Source organism: Cupriavidus sp. MP-37, from assembly GCF_020618415.1.
Taxonomy (GTDB): domain Bacteria; phylum Pseudomonadota; class Gammaproteobacteria; order Burkholderiales; family Burkholderiaceae; genus Cupriavidus.
On record NZ_CP085344.1, the window covers coordinates 1,981,920 to 2,002,338 of the forward strand.

General features: G+C 68.1%; 16 protein-coding genes. 7 read left to right on the forward strand and 9 right to left on the reverse strand.

Annotated elements, in window-relative coordinates; all coding sequences use genetic code 11:
• The first annotated feature begins 2 nt into the window (after window positions 1–2).
• The 4 genes from LIN44_RS09290 to LIN44_RS09305 are packed head-to-tail and all read left to right on the forward strand — an operon-like array spanning window position 3 to window position 4,627.
• Window positions 3–1,583, forward strand: a complete 1,581-nt coding sequence (locus LIN44_RS09290) for an alpha-amylase family glycosyl hydrolase (RefSeq protein ID WP_227311915.1) — start codon at window positions 3–5, stop codon at window positions 1,581–1,583.
• Window positions 1,580–3,202, forward strand: a complete 1,623-nt coding sequence (locus tag LIN44_RS09295) for an alpha-amylase family protein (RefSeq protein ID WP_227311916.1) — start codon at window positions 1,580–1,582, stop codon at window positions 3,200–3,202. Before LIN44_RS09290 ends, LIN44_RS09295 begins: the two co-directional genes overlap by 4 nt.
• A 37-nt stretch (window positions 3,203–3,239) precedes the next feature.
• The gene (locus tag LIN44_RS09300; protein WP_227311917.1) at window positions 3,240–3,611 is read left to right on the forward strand and encodes a sensory rhodopsin transducer; all 372 of its coding nucleotides are present in this window, start codon (window positions 3,240–3,242) and stop codon (window positions 3,609–3,611) included.
• Window positions 3,612–3,655: 44 nt separating this feature from the next.
• Window positions 3,656–4,627 (forward strand): TIGR03885 family FMN-dependent LLM class oxidoreductase, encoded by a 972-nt coding sequence (locus LIN44_RS09305; RefSeq protein ID WP_227311918.1) that lies wholly within the window; start codon window positions 3,656–3,658, stop codon window positions 4,625–4,627.
• Between the two features lie 176 nt (window positions 4,628–4,803).
• Here LIN44_RS09305 and LIN44_RS09310 read toward each other — a convergent pair whose 3' ends face one another.
• From LIN44_RS09310 to prpB, 5 genes are all read right to left on the reverse strand, one after another.
• Entirely contained in the window at window positions 4,804–5,928 is a 1,125-nt protein-coding gene (locus LIN44_RS09310; RefSeq protein WP_227311919.1) for an asparaginase, read from the reverse strand.
• Window positions 5,929–6,223: 295 nt separating this feature from the next.
• The gene (gene prpF, locus LIN44_RS09315) at window positions 6,224–7,414 is read right to left on the reverse strand and encodes a 2-methylaconitate cis-trans isomerase PrpF (protein ID WP_227311920.1); all 1,191 of its coding nucleotides are present in this window, start codon (window positions 7,412–7,414) and stop codon (window positions 6,224–6,226) included.
• Window positions 7,415–7,691: 277 nt separating this feature from the next.
• Complete coding sequence (acnD, locus tag LIN44_RS09320) at window positions 7,692–10,304, reverse strand: Fe/S-dependent 2-methylisocitrate dehydratase AcnD (protein ID WP_227311921.1); 2,613 nt, start codon at window positions 10,302–10,304, stop codon at window positions 7,692–7,694.
• Between the two features lie 135 nt (window positions 10,305–10,439).
• Window positions 10,440–11,597: a 2-methylcitrate synthase gene (gene prpC / locus LIN44_RS09325; protein WP_227311922.1), complete on the reverse strand. Its 1,158-nt coding sequence runs from the start codon at window positions 11,595–11,597 to the stop codon at window positions 10,440–10,442.
• A gap of 112 nt (window positions 11,598–11,709) precedes the next feature.
• The gene (gene prpB / locus LIN44_RS09330) at window positions 11,710–12,618 is read right to left on the reverse strand and encodes a methylisocitrate lyase (protein ID WP_227311923.1); all 909 of its coding nucleotides are present in this window, start codon (window positions 12,616–12,618) and stop codon (window positions 11,710–11,712) included.
• Window positions 12,619–12,910: 292 nt separating this feature from the next.
• Between prpB and prpR the strand changes: the two genes are divergently transcribed.
• Window positions 12,911–14,896: a propionate catabolism operon regulatory protein PrpR gene (prpR, locus tag LIN44_RS09335; protein WP_227311924.1), complete on the forward strand. Its 1,986-nt coding sequence runs from the start codon at window positions 12,911–12,913 to the stop codon at window positions 14,894–14,896.
• 8 nt (window positions 14,897–14,904) lie between these two features.
• Here the strand turns inward: prpR and LIN44_RS09340 are convergent, their stop codons facing one another.
• Together LIN44_RS09340 and LIN44_RS09345 are read right to left on the reverse strand one after the other, a co-directional pair.
• Complete coding sequence (locus tag LIN44_RS09340; RefSeq protein WP_227311925.1) at window positions 14,905–15,906, reverse strand: cysteine synthase A; 1,002 nt, start codon at window positions 15,904–15,906, stop codon at window positions 14,905–14,907.
• A gap of 153 nt (window positions 15,907–16,059) precedes the next feature.
• Window positions 16,060–16,353, reverse strand: coding sequence for a putative quinol monooxygenase (locus LIN44_RS09345; protein WP_092318219.1), 294 nt, complete (start codon window positions 16,351–16,353; stop codon window positions 16,060–16,062).
• 223 nt (window positions 16,354–16,576) lie between these two features.
• On the opposite strand from LIN44_RS09345, the gene LIN44_RS09350 reads away from it, so the two are divergent.
• Window positions 16,577–17,800, forward strand: coding sequence for an HD-GYP domain-containing protein (locus tag LIN44_RS09350; protein ID WP_227311926.1), 1,224 nt, complete (start codon window positions 16,577–16,579; stop codon window positions 17,798–17,800).
• A 173-nt stretch (window positions 17,801–17,973) separates the two neighbouring features.
• On the opposite strand, the gene LIN44_RS09355 is transcribed toward LIN44_RS09350, so the two are convergent.
• Entirely contained in the window at window positions 17,974–18,870 is an 897-nt protein-coding gene (locus LIN44_RS09355; protein ID WP_227311927.1) for a hypothetical protein, read from the reverse strand.
• A 190-nt stretch (window positions 18,871–19,060) separates the two neighbouring features.
• A complete protein-coding gene (locus LIN44_RS09360; protein WP_227311928.1) occupies window positions 19,061–19,969 on the reverse strand; it encodes a LysR family transcriptional regulator in 909 nt (302 codons plus the stop codon).
• Window positions 19,970–20,086: 117 nt separating this feature from the next.
• Between LIN44_RS09360 and LIN44_RS09365 the strand changes: the two genes are divergently transcribed.
• The gene (locus LIN44_RS09365) at window positions 20,087–20,404 is read left to right on the forward strand and encodes a multidrug efflux SMR transporter (RefSeq protein WP_227314370.1); all 318 of its coding nucleotides are present in this window, start codon (window positions 20,087–20,089) and stop codon (window positions 20,402–20,404) included.
• Window positions 20,405–20,419: the final 15 nt, after the last annotated feature.

Genomic DNA, 20,419 nt, shown 5'->3' on the forward strand with positions numbered 1-20,419 from the left:
CTATGGCTGAAGACCAGTCGCCCGTTTCGGAAAACCCGCTGCCTGCCGTGACCGACGAGCCGCCGTGGTGGCAGGACGCGATCGTCTACCAGATCTACCCGCGTTCCTTCGCCGACGGCAACGGCGACGGGGTGGGGGACCTGCGCGGCATTGCCGCGCGGCTGGACCATGTCTGCTGGCTCGGCGCCGACACCATCTGGCTGTCGCCGGTGTTCCGCTCGCCCATGGCCGATGCCGGCTACGACATCAGCGACTACTGCGACATCGACCCGGTGTTCGGCACGCTGGCCGACATGCAGGCGCTGCTCGATGCCGCCCACGCGCGCGGGCTGCGCGTGCTGCTGGATTTCGTCCCCAACCATACCTCGGACCAGCACCCCTGGTTCGTGGCGTCGCGCAGCGCGCGCGACCATCCGAAGCGTGACTGGTACATCTGGCGCGACCAGCCCAACGACTGGCGCGCCGCGATCGGCGGCGGCAGCACCTGGACCTGGGATGCGCATTCCGGGCAGTACTACCTGCACCTGTTCCTGCCGCAGCAGCCGGACCTGAACTGGCGCAACCCCGAGGTGGTGGCGGCCATGCATGGCGTGCTGCGCTTCTGGCTGGACCGCGGCGTGGACGGCTTCCGCATCGACGTGGCGCATTGCATCGGCAAGGACCCGAGCTTTGCCGACCAGCCGCGTTGCCTGGCCGGCGAGCCGCTCGCGCACTTCAACGACGATCCCTACAGCCACGAGGTCTTGCGCGGCATCCGGCGGCTGGTGGACAGCTACCCGGGCAACCGCGTGCTGGTGGGCGAGGTCAACATCCGCTCGACCGCGACCGTGGTGCAGTACTACGGCGCTGGCGACGAGCTGCACCTGTCGTTCAACTTTCCGCCGCTGGATGCCCCATGGGATCCGGTGGTGTTCCGCACCTGCATCCGCGAGGTCGATGCGCTGCTGCAGCCGGCGCAGGCGTGGCCGACCTGGGTGCTGTCCAACCACGACAACGAGCGCCACCGCACCCGCTACGGCGGCTCGCTGTGCCGCGCCCGTGCCGCGGCGCTGATGCTGCTGACGCTGCGCGGCACGCCGTTCCTGTTCCAGGGCGAAGAGCTCGGCCTGCAGGACTGCGTGACGCTGCCGCACGAGCGCGTCGATCCCGGCGGCCGCGACGGCTCGCGCGCGCCGCTGCCGTGGCTGCCGGCGCCGCCGCACGGCTGGGAGGGCGCGCGGCCGTGGCTGCCGTTTCCGCCCGATGCGGGCGAGTTGTCGGTGGCCTCGCAGCGGTACCGGCCGGATTCGATCCTGCACCTGTATCGCGCCCTGATCACGCAGCGGCGCGCCAGCCCGGCACTGCGCCGCGGCAGCTGGGAAGAGCTGCCGTCGCCGCCGGAGGTGCTTGCCTATCGACGCAGGCATGGCGACGACGTCCGCGTAGCCTGCATCAACTTTTCCGCGCAGCGGCAGACGCTCGCGCTCGAAGGGCAGTGGCAGGTGGCTGCCGACAGCGACGGCGCGCCGGTGCCGCGCCGCTTTGCCGGCGAACTGCTGTCCGACCAGGCGCTGCTGCTGCAACCCGTGGAGGCCGCCTCATGAATGCACTGTGGTATCGCAACGCGATCGTCTACCAGGTCGACGTCAGCGTCTACCAGGACAGCAACGGCGACGGCTGGGGCGACATCCCCGGCCTGACCGCGCGCCTGCCGTACCTGCGCGGGCTCGGCATCACCTGCCTGTGGATCTCGCCGTTCTACCGCTCGCCGATGCGCGACGGCGGCTATGACGTGGTCGACCATATCAATGTCGATGCCCGCTTCGGCACCCTGGAGGATGTGGTCAAGCTGCTGGAAAAGGCCGAGGAACTGGGGATCCGCGTGGTAATCGACCTGGTCGCGCAACATACCTCGGACCAGCATCCGTGGTTCCAGGCCGCGCGCAAGGACCGGGATTCACCGTACCGCGACTACTACGTCTGGGCCGACCAGCCCGAACAGACCGCCGCCAAGCCGATCTTCCCGACCGTCGAGGACGATGTCTGGACTTGGGACGATGCGGCCGGCCAGTACTACCGCCACGTGTTCTACCGGCACGAGCCCGACCTGAACCTGGCCAACCCCGCGGTGCGGCGCGAGATCGAGGACATCATGTCGTTCTGGCTGCGGCTCGGGGTATCGGGCTTCCGCGTCGATGCGGCCGCGCACATGATCGAGCTGGCGCGGGCCGCGCCCGATGGCGGCGACGGCTTCTGGCTGATGGACGAACTGCGCCGGCATGCCTCGCTGCGCCGCGCCGACGCGGTGCTGCTGGGCGAAGTCGACGTGCCGCCGCAGGAGTATGCGCATTACTTCGGCGACGGGCATCGGCTGACCATGCTGTCGAACTTCTGGCTCAACAACCACCTGTTCCTGGCGCTGGCCCGTCGCCGGGCCGAGCCGATCGAGCGCGCGCTGCGCGAACAGCCCGCGCCGCCGGCGCTGGCGCAGTACGCGGTGTGGGTGCGCAACCACGACGAACTCGACCTGGAGCGCCTGAGCGACGCCGAGCGCGACGAGGTAATGCGCTGCTTCGCCCCGGAGCCGCGCATGCGCATCTACAACCGCGGCATCCGCCGCCGCCTGCCGCCGATGCTGGGCGGCGACGTGCAGCACATCGCCCAGGTGCAGGCGCTGCTGTTTTCGCTGCCGGGCACGCCGATCCTGCGCTATGGCGAAGAGATCGGCATGGGCGAGGACCTGTCGCTGGAAGAACGGCATGCGGTGCGAACGGCGATGCAGTGGTCGGATGAAGAGAACGGCGGCTTCTCGGGCGCGGCGCCAGCTGCGCTGCAGGTGCCGGTGATCCGCGCAGGGCCGCTGCGCTTTGCCACCACCAATGTCAACGCGCAACTGCTGCAGCCCGATTCGCTGCTGGCGCGGGTGGGCCGCATGCTGCGCACCCGCGTGGGCATGCCGGAGATCGGCTATGGCCGCTGGTCGATTCTCGCGACCGACTGCCCGGCGGTGCTGGCGCTGCGCTATGCGCTCGACGGCCGCACCACGGTGACGCTGGTCAACCTCGGCGCGGAGGCGGTCGAATGCCGCATCGGCGAGCTGTCCGGCGTGGCGCTGTGCGATGTCTTCGCCGACCGCGGCTACGCGCCCAGCCCGGCCGGTGCCGCGTGCTTTGCGCTGGGCGGCTACGGCTATCGCTGGATGCGCCGTTGCGAGGACCGCTGAGCCGCGCGCGGGCAATCGCCATGGAGGGAGAAGCACGATGGAAGCGATCGGACAAAGGCGCTGGGTCATTGCCGAAGGCTACCTGCCGCGCCCGCGCGGCGACGAAAGCCGCGAGCTGGCCAGCCACGAAACCGCATGCCTGCTCAACACCGGCGACCTGCCGGCGCATGTCACGCTGACCCTGTTCTTTGCCGGGCGCGAGCCGGCCGGGCCGTACCGCGTGACCGTGCCGGCGCGCCGTACGCTGCATCTGCGCTTCAACGACCTGCGCGATCCTGAGCCGGTGCCGGTGGCCACCGACTACGCCTGCGTGATCGAAGCCGACATGCCGGTGGTGGTGCAGCACACGCGGCTCGATTCGCGCCAGGCCGCGCTGGCGCTGATGACGACGGTGGCGTATGCCGGCTGAGCCGGGCGCGATCGTCCGCACCTGAGCCACACCCGGGAGCCCCCATGGCGCTGATCGGCTATCACGCTTCGCACGAACAGTTCGCGCCCGACCACCTGCTGCGCCTGGCCGTGCTGGCGCGCGACGCGGGCTTCGGTGCGCTCAGCGCATCGGACCACTTCCATCCGTGGAGCGAGGCGCAAGGGCACAGCGGCCACGCCTGGACCTGGCTGGGCGCCGCCATGGCGCAGGCCGCGCTCCCGGCGGGTGTGGTCACGTGTCCGTTCGGCCGCTACCATCCGGCCGTCATCGCGCAGGCCGCGGCGACCCTGTGCACGCTGTTCCCGGACCGCTTCTGGCTGGCAGTGGGCAGCGGTGAAGCGCTGAACGAGCACATTACCGGCCGCGCGTGGCCGCCCAAGCCACGGCGCAACGCCATGCTGCGCGAGTCGGTGGAGATCATGCGCGCGCTGTGGCGCGGCGAGGAGGTCAGCCACCGCGGCGCGGTCACGGTCGAGCGCGCGCGGCTGTACTCGCTGCCGGCAGCGCCGCCGCCGGTGTTCTGCGCGGCGCTGACCGAAGCCACCGCGCGCTGGGCCGGAGGCTGGGCGGACGGGCTGATCATGGTGTCGGGCGAGCGTGCGGGCATGCGCGCGCGCATCGATGCCTTCCGCGATGCGGCGGGCAGCGCCAGGCCGGTCTATATGCAGGTCAAGCTGGCCTATGCGGACCCTCAGGCCGGCGACGAAGCGGCGCGCGCGCTGGCGCATGCGCAGTGGCGGACCAATCTGCTGGACAGTGCCGATGCGGCCGAACTGGCGATGCCCGCCGATTTCGAAGCGCGCGCGGTGGCGGTGACGCCGGCCGACATGGATCGCGTAGTGCGGATCTCATCGGACCTGGGGCGGCATGCGGCTTGGCTGGCGGAAGATTTGCAGATGGGGGTGGATGCGCTGTTCCTGCACAACGTCGGGGTCAACCAGCAGGCGTTTATCGAGGCCTTCGGTGGTGAAGTGCTGGGGCAGCTGGCGGGTTGAGCCGGGCGTTGTGGCGGGCTGGGGCACGGCGGACGCGGCGCCCCTCTGCCGCTTGCGGTAGAGGGGCGGGGTGAGGGCGCGGTAAGGGCGCGGTAATGGCGCGGTAATGGCGCGGTAATGGCGGGGCGAAGGCGCGCGCCTCAGGCGGCAACACCGCTAACGCCCCGGAACGGCACTCAGTACTTCCAGAACACCTGCTGCAGCGCCTTGCTGTCGTTGGTCTGCGTCAGCGCCAGCGCCATCAGGATGCGCGCCTTCTGCGGCAGTTGGTCGTCGGTGACGATCCAGTCGTACTTGTCGTCGGGCTGCTCGGCGTTGCGCACCACCACGCCGCTGCCGGTGCGCGATGCGCGCACGATGTGCACGCCCTTGGCGCGCGCGGCCTTGAGCGGCTCGACCATGTAGTCGCCGACGCTGCCGTTGCCGGTGGCGGCGTAGATGATGGCCTTGGCGCCGCTCTTCACCGCAGCCTCGACCGCAGCCGGGTTGGCGTTGCCGTAGGCATAGACCACTGCCACCTCGGGCAGCTTGTCGATCTTGTCGATGTCCCACTGCGTCTGCAGCGTGTGCGGACGTGCCGGCAGGCGGTAGAACAGCGTGCGGCCTTCGACCACGTAGCCGAGCGGGCCGAACGGCGAGCGGAAGGTCTCGGTCTTGAAGGTGTTGGTCTTGGAGACGTCGCGGCCGGTGTGGATCTCGTCGTTCAGCACTGCCAGCGTGCCCTTGCCCTTGGAAGCAGGGTTGGATGCGACCAGCACGGCGTCGTAGAGGTTCAGCGCGCCGTCGGCGCCGAGCGCGGTGCCCGGGCGCATCGAGCCGACCACCACCACCGGCTTGTCGCTCTTCAGCGTCAGGTTGAGGAAGTACGCGGTTTCCTCGATGGTGTCGGTGCCGTGCGTGATCACGATGCCGTCGACGTCAGGCTGCTTGAGCAGTTCCGACACGCGCTTGGCGAGCTTGAGCAGGCGTTCGTTGTTGAAGCTTTCCGAGCCGATCTGGAAAATCTGCTCGCCCTTGACGTTGGCGACCTTGGAGATCTCCGGCACCGAGGCGATGATCTTGTCGACCGGGACCACGGCGGACTGGTAGGCGGCGGTGTTGGTCGCCGCCGCGCCGGCGCCGGCAATGGTGCCGCCGGTGCCGATGATGACGATGTTGGCCTTGCGGGCTTCGGCCGGGGCCGTGGCAGCGGCGGTGGCAGGCTGGGCCGCGGGGGCGAGCTGCGCGTGGGCGGCGCCGGTGATCAGGCTTGCCGACAGCAGGGCAGCGGCCAGCGTGGTGACGCGGGCGAAAGGTTTCATGATTCTCCTCGGGTATCTATACGAACGTGTGGCCCGTACTGGAGTCGGCACGACATACCTTATGGGTGGAATGGTGCCGTCCGTGTTCAGTCGGTGGCTGCCCGGCGCCGGGACTGTGGTGCAGGGCCCGGCGCAGGCAGCGGCAGAGACTATACGTGAGGAGAAATTCGCGTTGGAAGAGCGGCGCAAGGGTTATGCCGATTCGGCATGAAACTGCCGCCGCCATAACCCGAAGCGCATACTTCGGCAGCGCCGGCTGACCAGGGCCAGCGCCGGCCTTGCGCTTGCACCCGGCTCAGAACGCGTCGCCGGGCACGCGCACCCAGCCTTCCATCAGCACGCGCGCGCTGCGGCTCATGATGGCTTTCCTGACCACCCATTCGCCGTCGACCTGCTGCGCTTCGGCGCCGACCCGCAGCGTGCCGGAGGGATGCCCGAAACGGACCGCGTTGCGCTCGCCGCCGCCGGCCGCCAGGTTGACCAGCGTGCCGGGGATGGCCGCCGCGGTGCCGATCGCCACCGCCGCCGTGCCCATCATGGCGTGGTGCAGCTTGCCCATCGACAGCGCGCGCACCAGCAGGTCGACGTCGGCCGCGGCCACCTGCTTGCCGCTGGAGGCTACGTAGTCGGCCGGCCTGGCCACGAACGCCACCTTGGGGGTGTGCTGGCGCCGGGCAGCCTCGTCAACGTCCTTGATCAGGCCCATGCGCAGCGCGCCATGGGCGCGGATGGTCTCGAACATCGCCAGCGCCCTGGTGTCGCTGTTGATGGCGTCCTGCAGTTCGGTGCCGGTGTAGCCGATGCTGTCGGCGTTGACGAAGATGGTCGGGATGCCGGCGTTGATCATGGTGGCCTTGAGCGTGCCGACGCCCGGCACCTCCAGGTCATCGACCACATTGCCGGTCGGGAACATCGCGCCGCCGGCGCCTTCTTCCTCGGCGGCCGGGTCCATGAACTCGAGCTGGACTTCGGCGGCGGGGAAGGTCACGCCGTCCAGTTCGAAATCGCCGGTTTCCTGCACTTCGCCGTTGGTAATGGGTACGTGGCCGATGATGGTCTTGCCGATATTGGCCTGCCAGATGCGCACCACGGCCACGCCGTTGCGCGGGATGCGGCTCGGGTCGACCAGGCCGGCACTGATTGCGAAGGGCCCGACCGCGGCCGACAGGTTGCCGCAGTTGCCGCTCCAGTCGACAAAGGGCTGGTCGATCGAGACCTGGCCGAACAGGTAGTCGACATCGTGGTCCGGGCGCGTGCTCTTCGACAGGATCACGGTCTTGCTGGTGCTGGACGTGGCTGCGCCCATGCCGTCGATCTGCTTGCCATAGGGATCCGGGCTGCCGATCACGCGCAGCAGCAGCGCGTCGCGCGCGGGGCCGGGCACCTGGGCGCGCTCGGGCAGGTCTTGCAGGCGGAAGAACACGCCCTTGCTGGTGCCGCCACGGATGTAGGTGGCGGGGATTTTGATCTGGGGTACGTGGGCCATGGGAATGTTTAGTCCTGGTTAGGCCGGGGGCCTTGTACAGCTTGGGAATCAATGTGCGCGCAGGCAACGCGCGGTTCGTATGCGGGGTGGCTGATTGCATGCCACCGCCCTTGGCGGACGCTCCCCTCTCCCGCGAAGTGGGAGAGGGGTGGGGGTGAGGGCGGGAGCCTCCACGAAGTCAGGCGCTTCGGTACTGGACGCGCCGGCCCTCACCCCCGGCCCCTCTCCCGCAAGCGGGAGAGGGGAGCACACCGTCGGCTTCGGTAGCAGTCCAAGCTCAAGCCGCCGCCTTGCTCGACTCCAGAAAGTCCTGCGCAAACCGCTGCAGCACCCCGCCAGCCTCGTAGATCGACACCTCTTCATCGCTGTCGAGGCGGCACGTTACCGGCACCTCCACGCGCTCGCCGTTCTTGCGATGCACCACCAGCGTCAGCGTCGCGCGCGGCTGGCGTTCGCCGATCACGTCGAAGGTCTCGGTGCCGTCGATGCCCAGCGTCAGGCGGTTCACGCCCGGCTTGAACTCCAGCGGCAGCACGCCCATGCCGATCAGGTTGGTGCGGTGGATGCGCTCGAAGCCTTCGGCGACGATGGCTTCGACGCCGGCCAGGCGCACGCCCTTGGCGGCCCAGTCACGTGACGAACCCTGGCCATAGTCGGCGCCGGCGATGATGATCAGCGGCTGCTTGCGCTCCATGTAGGTTTCGATCGCTTCCCACATGCGCACCACCTTGCCTTCCGGCTCGATGCGCGCCAGCGAACCCTTTTTGACCTGGCCGTCGACCACGGCCATTTCATTGATCAGCGTGGGGTTGGCGAAGGTGGCGCGCTGCGCGGTCAGGTGGTCGCCGCGGTGCGTCGCGTACGAGTTGAAATCCTCTTCCGGCAGGCCCATCTTCGCCAGGTACTCGCCGGCCGCGCTGTTCGGCAGGATCGCGTTGGATGGCGACAGGTGATCGGTGGTGATGTTGTCGCCCAGCACCGCCAGCGGACGCAGGCCGCGCAGCGTGCGCGCGCCGGCCAGCGCGCCTTCCCAGTACGGCGGGCGGCGGATATAGGTGCTCTGCGGGCGCCAGTCGTACAGCGGCGCGGCGCTCTCGCCGGTCTCGGCGGTCAGCGCGAACATCGGCTCGTAGACCTTGCGGAACTGCTCGGGCTTCACGCTCTGCTTGACGATGGCGTCGATCTCTTCGTCGCTCGGCCAGATGTCCTTCAGGTAGACCGGCTTGCCGTCCTGGTCCGTACCCAGCACATCCTTCTCGATATCGAAGCGGATGGTGCCGGCGATGGCGTAGGCGACCACCAGCGGCGGCGAGGCCAGGAAGGCCTGCTTGGCGTACGGGTGGATGCGGCCGTCGAAATTGCGGTTGCCCGACAGCACGGCGGTGGCGTACAGGTCGCGGTCGATGATTTCCTGCTGGATCTTCGGATCGAGCGCGCCCGACATGCCGTTGCAGGTGGTGCAGGCGAACGCGACGATGCCGAAGCCGAGCTTTTCCAGGTCCGGCAGCAGGTTCGCTTCTTCCAGGTACAGCTCGACCGCCTTGGAGCCGGGCGCCAGCGACGACTTGACCCACGGCTTGCGCGTCAGCCCGCGCGCGTTGGCGTTGCGCGCCAGCAGCGCGGCGGCGATCACGTTGCGCGGGTTGCTGGTGTTGGTGCAGCTGGTGATGGCGGCGATGATCACGGCGCCGTCGGGCATCAGGCCTTCGGCTTCCTGCGCGCGGGCCTTGTCCAGGTCCACGGCGATGCCGCGCTCGGCCAGCGCCGAGGTCGGCAGGCGCTTGTGCGGATTGGACGGGCCGGCCATATTGCGCACCACGGTCGACAGGTCGAAGGTCAGCACGCGCTCGTATTCGGCGTGCTGCAGCGAATCGGCCCACAGGCCGGCGGTCTTTGCGTACGTCTCGACCAGCTTGAGTTGCTCTTCGGTGCGGCCGGTCAGGCGCAGGTATTCGATGGTCTGCTCGTCGATAAAGAACATCGAGGCAGTGGCGCCGTATTCCGGCGCCATGTTGGAGATCGTGGCGCGGTCGCCCAGCGTCAGGCTCGACGCGCCTTCGCCGCGGAACTCCAGGTAGGCGCCGACCACTTTTTCCTTGCGCAGGAATTCGGTCAGGGCCAGCACGATGTCGGTGGCGGTGATGCCGGGCTGGCGCTTGCCGGTCAGCTCGACGCCGACGATATCCGGCAGGCGCATCCACGAGGCGCGGCCGAGCATCACGTTCTCGGCTTCCAGGCCGCCGACGCCGATGGCGATCACGCCCAGCGCATCGACGTGCGGCGTGTGGCTGTCGGTGCCGACGCAGGTGTCGGGGTAGGCCACGCCGTGGTCAGCGTGGATCACCGGCGACATTTTCTCCAGGTTGATCTGGTGCATGATGCCGTTGCCCGGCGGGATCACATCGACGTTCTTGAACGCCTTCTTGGTCCAGTCGATGAAGTGGAAGCGGTCTTCGTTGCGCCGGTCTTCGATGGCGCGGTTCTTGGCGAAGGCGTCGGGATCGAAGCCGCCGCATTCCACCGCCAGCGAGTGGTCGACGATCAGCTGCACCGGCACTACCGGGTTGACCTTGGCAGGATCGCCGCCCTGGTCGGCAATGGCGTCGCGCAGCCCGGCCAGGTCGACCAGCGCGGTCTGGCCGAGGATGTCGTGGCACACCACGCGTGCCGGGAACCACGGGAAGTCGAGGTCGCGTTTGCGCTCGATCAGCTGCTTCAGCGAATCCGTCAGCGTGGCGGGGTCGCAGCGGCGCACCAGGTTTTCTGCCAGCACGCGCGACGTGTACGGCAGCTTGTCGTAGGCACCCGGCTGGATCGCCTCGACCGCGGCGCGCGCGTCGAAGTAATCCAGCTTGGTGCCCGGTAGCGGTTTGCGGTTTGCAGAATTCATGGTGTAGGGAAATCTATATAGGTATGAAAAAGGGGTAGTGGCCCCGCTCATCGTTCGATGATAGCGACCAACTACCCCTTTGCCCGCAGGCTCGGATTCAATGCAACCCGACGCAGCGCAATCCGGCAGCCGGTCTTACTTGCGATCCTTGATCGGCACGAACTTCAGGTTTTCCGGCCCCGTGTAATTGGCGCTGGGGCGGATGATCTTGTTGTCGATGCGCTGCTCGATGATGTGCGCGGCCCAGCCCGAGGTGCGCGCGATCACGAACAGCGGCGTGAACATCGCCGTCGGCACGCCCATCATGTGGTAGCTGACCGCGCTGAACCAGTCCAGGTTGGGGAACATCTTCTTGATGTCCCACATCACGGTTTCGAGCCGCTCGGCGATGTCGAACATCTTCATCGAGCCGGCGTCCTTCGACAGCTTCTTCGCCACTTCCTTGATCACCTGGTTGCGCGGGTCGCCGGTGGTGTACACCGGGTGGCCGAAGCCGATCACGACTTCCTTGTTCTCGACGCGGCGGGTGATGTCGGCCTGGGCCTCGTCCGGGTTGTCGTAGCGCTTCTGGATCTCGAACGCGACCTCGTTGGCGCCGCCGTGCTTGGGGCCGCGCAGCGCGCCGATTGCGCCGGCGATCGACGAGTACATGTCCGAGCCGGTGCCGGCAATCACGCGCGCGGTAAAGGTCGAGGCGTTGAACTCGTGCTCGGCATACAGGTTGAGCGAGGTGTTCATGGCGCGCTCCCACAGCGCCGACGGCTTCTCGCCGTGCAGCAGGTGCAGGAAGTGGCCGCCGATCGATTCATCGTCGGTTTCCACCTCGATGCGGCGGCCGTTGTGGCTGTAGTGGTACCAGTACAGCAGCATCGAGCCGAGGCTGGCCATCAGGCGGTCGGCGATGTCGCGCGCGCCCGGGGTGTTGTGGTCTTCCTTCTCCGGTAGCACGGTGCCCAGCACCGACACGCCGGTGCGCATCACGTCCATCGGGTGCGCGCTGGCGGGCACCCATTCCAGTGCCGCCTTGACGTTGGCGGGCAGGCCGCGCAGCGACTTCAGCTTGGCCTTGTAGGCGGCCAGCTCGGACTTGGTCGGCAGCTTGCCGTGCACCAGCAGGTGGGCGATTTCCTCGAACTCGCAGGTCTCGGCGATGTCGAGGATGTCGTAGCCGCGGTAGTGCAGGTCGTTGCCGGTACGGCCGACGGTGCACAGCGCGGTGTTGCCGGCGGCAACGCCGGACAGCGCGACGGATTTCTTGGGCTTGGGCGTGACGAGCGGTTGCGCTTCGGACATCTGGGTCTCCTTGGTGTGATGCCTGGTGTTGCCTGTTTGTGATCGGCCGGATCTATGTGGCCGAACGGCCGGGAGGGGAGATCCCCGCCCGGCCGCGCCTGAGTCTGCTTGCTTACTTGCCCTTGCCTTGCGCGAACAGGGCGTCAAGCTTCTGCTCGAAGGCATGGTAGCCGATGCTCTCGTAGAGCTCCGCGCGGGTCTGCATGGTATCGACCACGTTCTTCTGCGTGCCGTCGCGGCGGATCGCCGCATAGACGTTTTCCGCCGCCTTGTTCATGGCGCGGAAGGCCGACAGCGGATACAGCACCATCGACACGCCGGCGCCGCCCAGTTCCTCGGTGGTGAACAGCGGCGTGGCGCCGAACTCGGTGATGTTGGCCAGCACCGGCACCTTCACCGCGTCGACGAACTTGCGGTACATGGCCAGGTCGGTCATGGCTTCCGGGAAGATGGCGTCGGCGCCGGCTTCGACGCACGCCACGGCGCGCTCGATCGCCTTGTCCAGGCCTTCCACGGCGAGCGCGTCGGTGCGGGCCATGATGACGAAGTTCTCGTCGGTGCGGGCGTCGACCGCGGCCTTGATGCGGTCGACCATTTCACCCTGGGTGACGATTTCCTTGTTGGGACGGTGGCCGCAGCGCTTGGCGCCGACCTGGTCCTCGATATGCATGGCCGCGGCGCCGAACTTGATCAGCGACTTGGTGGTGCGGACCACGTTGAAGGCCGAGGCGCCGAAGCCGGTGTCGACGTCGACCAGCAGCGGCGTGTCGCACACATCGGTGATGCGGCGGATATCAGTCAGCACATCGTCCAGGTTCGAGATGCCCAGGTCCGGCAGGCCCAGCGAGCCGGCCGCCACGCCGCCGCCCGACAGGTAGATGGCGCGGTAGCCGGCGCGCTTGGCCAGCAGCGCATGGTTGGCATTGATGGCGCCGACCACCTGCAGCGGATGTTCGTCGGCAAGCGCCTGGCGGAAGCGGGCGCCAGCGGAGCGCGCGAGGTCGGAAGCGGAGTAGGTCATGGCGTATGCGTTGGTGAACGGGACAAGCCCGATATTGCAAGGGGTGTGCCAGGCATTGCGAACCCGCACCGAAAGCGCGGGATGCCTTGCCAGCACTGGGCTGGTGGGCAGTGCACCGAATCCCGTCACGGGTTTCATGCCGGTTTTTCATCACAATTGAAATCCAGCTGCTGCCTTTTGGAATTCAAAGTTGAAATCCGGGCCCGCGTAACGGACAATGTGACAGCACTGTACGCCTGTTCATGCCGCCTTTCATCCCACCTTCCATCCCGCATCCTTTCCGCATCGCATCATGGCTCCTCCCGTTTCCACGCAAGGCCGTCCGCGCATCTGGGCGATCGGCATCAGCCGCCTCGCGCGCGCCTTTGCCGACCTGATCCCGGCCTACGCCGACCGCGCCGAATTCCGCATCGTCGGCAAGGGCTTCGAGGCCGCCGCCAGCGCGGTGTCGCGCGAGGTGCGCGAGGGCCGGCTCGACGTGGTGGTCGCCGGCGGCTCCAACGGCGCCTACCTGCGCCAGCACGTCGATGTGCCGGTGGTGCTGGTCAAGGTCACGGGTTTTGACGTGATGAGCGCACTGGCCACCGCGCGGCGGATTTCGCCGCGGGTTGCGCTGGTCACGCATGCGGCGACCTACGCCGAGGTCGATGAATTCGTGCGCGCGTTCTCGCTGTCGGTGCCGGCCTACACCTACCTGACCGAGGACGACGCCGTGGCGCGCGTGAAGGCGCTCAAGCAGGAGGGCATCCAGGTGGTGGTGGGCCCCGGCCTGGTGACCGACCTGGCCGACCGCCATGGACTGACCGGCGTGTTCCTGTACTCCGGCAACTCGGTGCGCATGGCGCTGGAAGACGCGATCGAGGCCGCGCGCCTGCGCCGCATCGAGGCCACCCGGCGCGACTACGTCAACACCATCTTGGCGCACCTGAACGAGGGCGTGGCGGCAGTCGATGCGCAAGGGCGGATCCAGTCGTTCAACCCGGCGATGGAGCGCTTCCTCGGCACCTCCGCTGCCGCCGCGGTGGGGCGCAAGCTGCAGACGCTGGCGCCTGGCCTGGCGCTGGAAGGCGTGATGCAGACCGGCGACAAGGAGCTCGAGGCGATCCACAAGCTGGGCGACAAGATGGTGGTGGTCAACCGCATCCCCATCATTGGCGAGGCCGGCACCACCGGCGCGGTGCTGACCATCCAGGACGCCAGCGCGATCCAGCGCGTCGACCGCAACCTGCGTTCGCGCAGCCGCGCGCGGCCGGCGGCGGTGCGCTACAGCCTGGACGACCTCGCCGGCACCTCGGCGGCGATGACGGCGCTGCGCGAACTGGCGCGGCGCTACGCCGCGGTGGACTCGACCGTGCTGATCGGCGGCGAAAGCGGCACCGGCAAGGAGGTGCTGGCGCAAGGCATGCACGATGCCAGCCCGCGCCGCGCGTTCCCGTTCGTCGCGGTCAACTGCGCCGCCTTCCCCGAGGCGCTGCTGGAAAGCGAGCTGTTCGGCTACGAAGAGGGCGCCTTCACCGGCGCGCGCCGCGGCGGCAAGGCCGGGCTGTTCGAGTCGGCCCACAACGGCACGCTGTTTCTCGACGAGGTCGGCGACATGCCGCCCGCGCTGCAGACGCGCCTGCTGCGCGTGCTGCAGGAAAAGCAGGTGCTGCCGATCGGCGGCCTCGACGCGGTGCCGGTCAACGTGCGCGTGATCGCCGCCACCCATCGCGACCTGGCCGCGATGGTGCGCGACGGCAGCTTCCGGCAAGACCTGTACTACCGGCTCAACATCCTGCGCATTGCCATGCCGCCGCTGCGCGAGCGCGCCGAAGACCTGCCCGAACTGGCCGAGCTGCTGTACCGCCGCGCGCAGGACCGGCTGGGGCTGGAACGCCCGCAACGCCTGCCCGCGGCGGCGCGCGCGCGGCTGGCGCGCTACCGCTGGCCCGGCAATATCCGCGAACTGGAAAACGTGACCGAGCGCATCGCGGTGCTGGTGGCCGGCCGCCGGCTCGACGGCGAAGCCTTGCAGCGCGAACTGCATGCCGCCGCGCCCGAGCTGTTCGGCGATGCCGTGCTTGCCGACGCGCCCGGGGCCGGGCACGCGGCTGGGTCCGAAGCGGCACCGGCGGCGCCGTCCGCACGGGCGCGCCGCTCGCTCGCGCGCGTCAAGCAATCCAGCGAAGTCGACCATATCCGGCGCGTGCTGGAGGAGTGCGGCGGCGACCGGACCGCCGCCTGCCATATCCTCGGCATCAGCCCGACCACGCTGTGGCGGCGGCTCAAGGCGGCCTAGCGTGGACGTTATCCGGCGGGGCTTGCCCGGCGGAACGGAATCGGCTGCAGTCCCTTGCCCTGCAGCCATTGTTCATTGAACAGCCGCCCCATGTACAGGTCGCCACGGTCGCACAGCAGCGTGACGATGGTGTGCCCCGGTCCCATCGCGCGCGCCAGCGCCACCGCGGCGCCGACGTTGATGCCGGATGACCCACCCACGAACAGCCCTTCCTCGCGCAGCAGCCGGTAGACCATGTCGACGCAGGTCTGGTCGACGATGCGCACGGCATCGTCGATCGGCGTGTCCTGCAGGTTGGCGGTGACGCGGCTGGAACCGATGCCTTCGGTGATCGAGCTGCCTTCGGCCTTGACCTCGCGGTGCTTGACGAAGTGGTACAGGCCGCTGCCGTGCGGGTCGGCCAGCACGATGCGCACGCCGGGCTTGTGTTCCTTCAGGCAGCGCGCGATGCCCGCCAGCGAGCCGCCGGTGCCGGTGGCGCAGGTAAACGCGTCGATATGCCCGCCGGTGGCGTGCCAGATCTCGGGGCCGGTGGTCTCGTAGTGGGCCTGGCGGTTGGCGAGGTTGTCGAACTGGTTGGCCCAGATCGCGTTATCGGTTTCGTCGGCCAGCCGGCCGGCAATCTTCTGGTAGTTGTCGGGATCGGCGTAGGGCTTGGCCGGCACCGCCCGCACCTCGGCGCCCAGCATGCGCAGCCGTTCCATTTTTTCCGGCGATTGCGTGTCGGGAATCACCACGATGCAGCGGTAGCCTCGCGCCGCGCACAGGTGGGCCAGACCGATGCCGGTATTGCCCGCGGTGCCTTCGATCACCGTGCCGCCCGGCTTCAGCAGCCCGCGCCGCTCGGCATCGCGGATGATGTAGAGCGCCGCGCGGTCCTTGACCGAGCCGCCCGGATTGAGGAATTCCGCCTTGCCGTAGATGTCGCAGCCGGTTTCGGCGCTCACGCCGGCCAGCCGGATCAGCGGCGTGTGGCCGATGGTGCCGGCAAATCCATCCCTGACTTCCATGGTGCACTCCTGCCGCGCCCGTGGCGGGCGTCACCTTGAGTGATAGATCGGTGCGGCGGGAATGACAAGCGGGCAGGGCGGCCGCAGGCGCGACCGAACCGGGGGAAGTGACCGGGATGGCGCCTTGCGCCGGGTGGTATCGAGCCGGCAGGCTCAGGCGGCGTTGAGCCAGCGGAAGCTGAAATCGCCTTCGACGAAGTCCGCGCGCGCCGCGTGGAAATCGCGCATATACGGGCGGTTCAGGTGCGATTCGAGCGCGCGCTTGGAGTCCCAGACCATGTAGATGACGAACACCCGCGCATCCTCGGCATCCTGCCCGACGTGGTAGTCCAGGCAGCCGGGCTCGGTCAGCCCGCGCGAGCGCAACGCGGTGAGCTGGGAAACCAGCGCGTCGCGGCGATGGGTCTTGGCACGGGCGATGCCGACTAGCGTGTACGTTCCGGACATGGGTGAACGGGGGCGACTGGCTGGCGTCTGTGAGCACTGGGCCAGCCATTGTAGCGGCGGCCATGGCCATGCCGGCAATGCCCGACGGCGCCGTCCGGGCATTTGGGCGGCGCTTGACAAGGGTGGCCGGCGCGGTTCTGGTCGCCGTGACCGCTCAAGTTATGCCCGCCGCTGCCGATAGCCGGGGCGACAACAAGAAAACCATCATCCGAGGGGGTCGCGCATGCTGAGACGCATTGGGTCGGAGCAATTGCAGGTCGGGATGTTCGTCGCCAGGCTGGGCGGGCCCTGGATCAGCCACCCGTTCTGGCGCGCGCGCTTCCTGGTCGCCAGCGAGGAGCAGGTACGGCAGATCCGGTCGGCGGGCGTGCGCGAAGTCTGGATCGATATCCTCAAGGGCCGCAATCTGCCGACGCCGGAAGAGGCGGCCAACGCCGCCCCGGCCATTGCCCCGGCCCAGCTTGCGCCCGGCGCCGATGGCCCGGCCGATGCAGCGCCAGCCACCACGCTCGAAGCCGAGATCGTGCATGCGCGCGAACTGCTGCAGTCCGGCAAGGCCGTGATCGGCTCGATGTTTGCCGACGTGCGCATGGGGCGGGCGCTGGAGGTCAGCGGCGCGCTGCTGCTGGTCGACGCGGCCTCGCGCTCGCTGTCGCGCCATGGCCAGGCACTGCTGGCGCTGGCGCGGCTCAAGGCCCGTGGCGACGACAACTACCTGCATGCGTTCGCGGTCTGCGCGCTGATGATCGCGGTCGGCCGCACGCTGGGCCTGCCCGACGACGAGGTGCGCGAACTGGGCCTGGCCGGGCTGGTGCATGACATCGGCAAGCTGGCCGTGCCCGGCGCCGCCATCCTCCGCGCCGGCGAGCGCACGCCCGAGCAGGAGGAGGCCTACCGCCGCCATCCTTCCGCGGGCTACCGCATCCTCAACGAAGCCCGGCTGTATTCGAACATCCCGCTCGATGTCTGCGTCCACCACCATGAACGCGTCGACGGGCGCGGCTTTCCGTTCGGACTGGTCGGGCGGGAACTGAGCGTGCACGCCAGGATCGGCGCGATCTGCGATACCTACGACACGCTCACCGCCAGCCACCCCGGGCACCAGCCATGGTCGCCGGCCCGCGCCATGGAATACATGGCCGTGCGCGTCGACACGCTGTTCGACCGGCGCGTGTTCAAGGCCTTCTCGCGCACCGTCGGCATCTATCCGCTCGGTACCGTGCTGCGGCTGCGCTCGAACCGGCTCGCGGTGGTGTGCGCGCAGCATGACGCCGATCCGCTGCGGCCCAAGGTGATGGCGTTCTATTCGGTGTCGCAGTCGCGGCCGGTGCCGACCGAGCTGATCGACCTGCGCCATGGCGACGAAACCGTGGTGGCGTTCGAGAACGCGGCGGAGTGGGGCTTTACCGATGAGCAGTTGCTGGAGATGTATGCGCCGGCGGCGTGAGACGGTTCCACCGACGTAGTGCGCATTCAAGCTGTCACGACTCTTAGTGCTACCTGACGCGGCTTAACGCTGCCGTGTTGAGTCGCGCAGCGACGGGTGTGATCCCATTGGCGATTCCTGTCAGGAGCTGCGTCCCGAGGGTAGGAGCCGCAAGCCCGTCGATCCGGCGGGCTTCACGGAATATGTGCGCCGACCTGAAGTGCGACAATCGTGGCGTCGTCGGAGGCTTTCAATCTCGGCCACGACTGGCAGGCGGGATCGTCGCGCTCGATTTCGCGGACCTTGCTTACGAGTCCCGCCACCCCGATCCTGAAGACTTCGTCCAGCGCGTCTTCAAGGGTACAGGCGCCGTATTTGTCGATCAGCCTGGCGGCGCCATCACTCAACAACATTAGCGATGGCGGTTCGATGGCATGGAACGATTCGAACGCAAGAGTGGAGGGGTCCCAGTTGGGCGCCGCGATGGCATAGCCCCCAGGCTGGTTCATCGTCTTGCGCCTGGCGAGCAGGCGTCGCGAGATATCTGCCAGGACAGCGCTGCGCCGTTCGTTGTCTCCAGGCGTCTGTGCAAGGCGCGCAGCGAGTTCATCGAATTCCAGATCGAACGATGGTCCGAGCGTGGATTCCACGATATGAGCCGATCCAGGTCCGCTCCGTAACACGCCGCAGCAATCCCCGAGTTTGGCAAACGAAACCCGGTGGCCTCCCGAATGCCGTTGGACCTTTGCCAGGATGACCGAGGCAGAGGGCAGAAGGTGCGCATCGGCAGCGCGACCTTTGATCAATGCACGACAGTCCGCATTCGCAGCGTCGATGGCAGACGCGAGCAGCGCATCCGAATCGTGCGTGGTACCGTTGCACACGATCGAGCGATGCAAGTGCCAGTTAATCCGGAGCGCGTACCATTCGGCGTCGGAATGATTGGGCGCCAGCATCAAGGATGGAGAAATTCCGGTAGCGCCGTCGATGACCCAGGCGTGCACGGACGTGTCATCGGCCACATAGCCGCAAACGTCCTCGGACGGTTGGTTGCCGGAAGAATACGATCCGCTTTCGATCTGCTTCAACATGGCAAGTCTGTGTCCTTGCAATATGTCCCTGAACGACTATCGGCTGAAGCAGACCCGCGTGCGCGCGGTGAACGGGCTCAACCTGGTACCAAATCCACCCGCGACAATTAATGTTCGGATTGTTTGCGACCCTGGCAAAGGCCGCAAGTAAAAAAACTCAGCAGCGATTTGAATATTGTCGCGGGAAGTGTCATCCCGCCAGCCATCGCCCTTCTCTGAGCCGCTCATGCAGGAAATCCGCCAGCGCCCGCACGCGCGCGCTGTGCCGCAGGTCCGGGTGGGTCAGCACCCACAGGTCGGTATCCATGGCGGCGTCGGCCGGCGCCAGCCGCACCAGCGCCGGATCGTCACCCGCCAGCAGGCACAGCAGCATGCCGGCGCCCATGCCATGCCGGACCGCGTCCGCCATCGCCACCAGGCTGTCGGCGCTGACCACGCGGCGCGGCTCCGGCACGTGCTCGCGGATCCAGCGCGACTGCGCCAGGTGCGACAGGGCTTCGTCCGGCACCACCCAGTCATAGGCCGGCCAATCCGCCAGCGCGGGGTGGTCCTCGTCGGTCGGCAGCCCGAGTTGACGCAGGTAGTCTCGCGCCGCGTACGGCGCCGTCTGCAGCCGGCCGATGCGGCGTCCGACCAGGTACTCCGGCGGCGCGTTGGCCGGGCGGATCGCCACGTCGGCCTCGCGCCGGCTCAGGCTGAGGAAGCTGTTGTTGACGACGAGCTGCAGCTGAATGCGTGGATGCAGCGACCTGAACTCGGCAAGCAGCGGCATCAGCAGCGCGCCGAGCAGCGTATCGGTGGTGGTCACGCGCAACGGTCCGCTCAGCTGGCTGTCGAGGCCGGACAGCTGGCGTTGCGCCGCATCGATCTGTTCGCCCACGCCGGCCAGCCGTTGCGCCAGCGCTTCGCCGGCGGGGGTCATGGCGTAGCCGGTGGCATGGCGCTCGAACAGCAGCGTGCCCAAGGTGTCTTCCAGCCGCGCCAGGCGGCGCAGCACCGTCGAGTGGTTGACGTGCAGGGCGCGCGCGGCGCCGGCCAGCGAGCCGGCTTGGCCCACGGCAAGGAAGTATTTCAGGTCGTCCCAGTCGGCTTCGTGCATGTTTGCATAGCCCTTTTGCAGATTTCGCCAGTATGCGTGCGGATCCGCACAGCCTACAGTGGCTGGACGTCGCCGGCAACGGATGCCGGGCGGCGCAACGAGGAGAACAACATGGCAATGGCATGGACGCTGCTGGTGCTGGCCGGGCTGATCGAGATCGTGATGGCGCTGGCGCTCAAGCATACCGACGGCTGGACCCGCTTCGGTCCGACGGCGCTTGGCATCGGCGCCGCGCTGGCCAGCATCTACCTGCTCAGCGCGGCGCTGCGGCACCTGCCGGTGGGGACGGCCTATGCGATCTGGACCGGCATCGGCGCGATCGGTGTGACTTTGATCGGCATCCTGTTCCTGGGCGAGAGCGCGTCGCCGCTGCGGCTAGTGCTGATCGGGCTGATCTTCGTCGGCATTGGCGGGCTGAAGCTTTTGCCGGGATGAGGTGGGCGCTGGTTG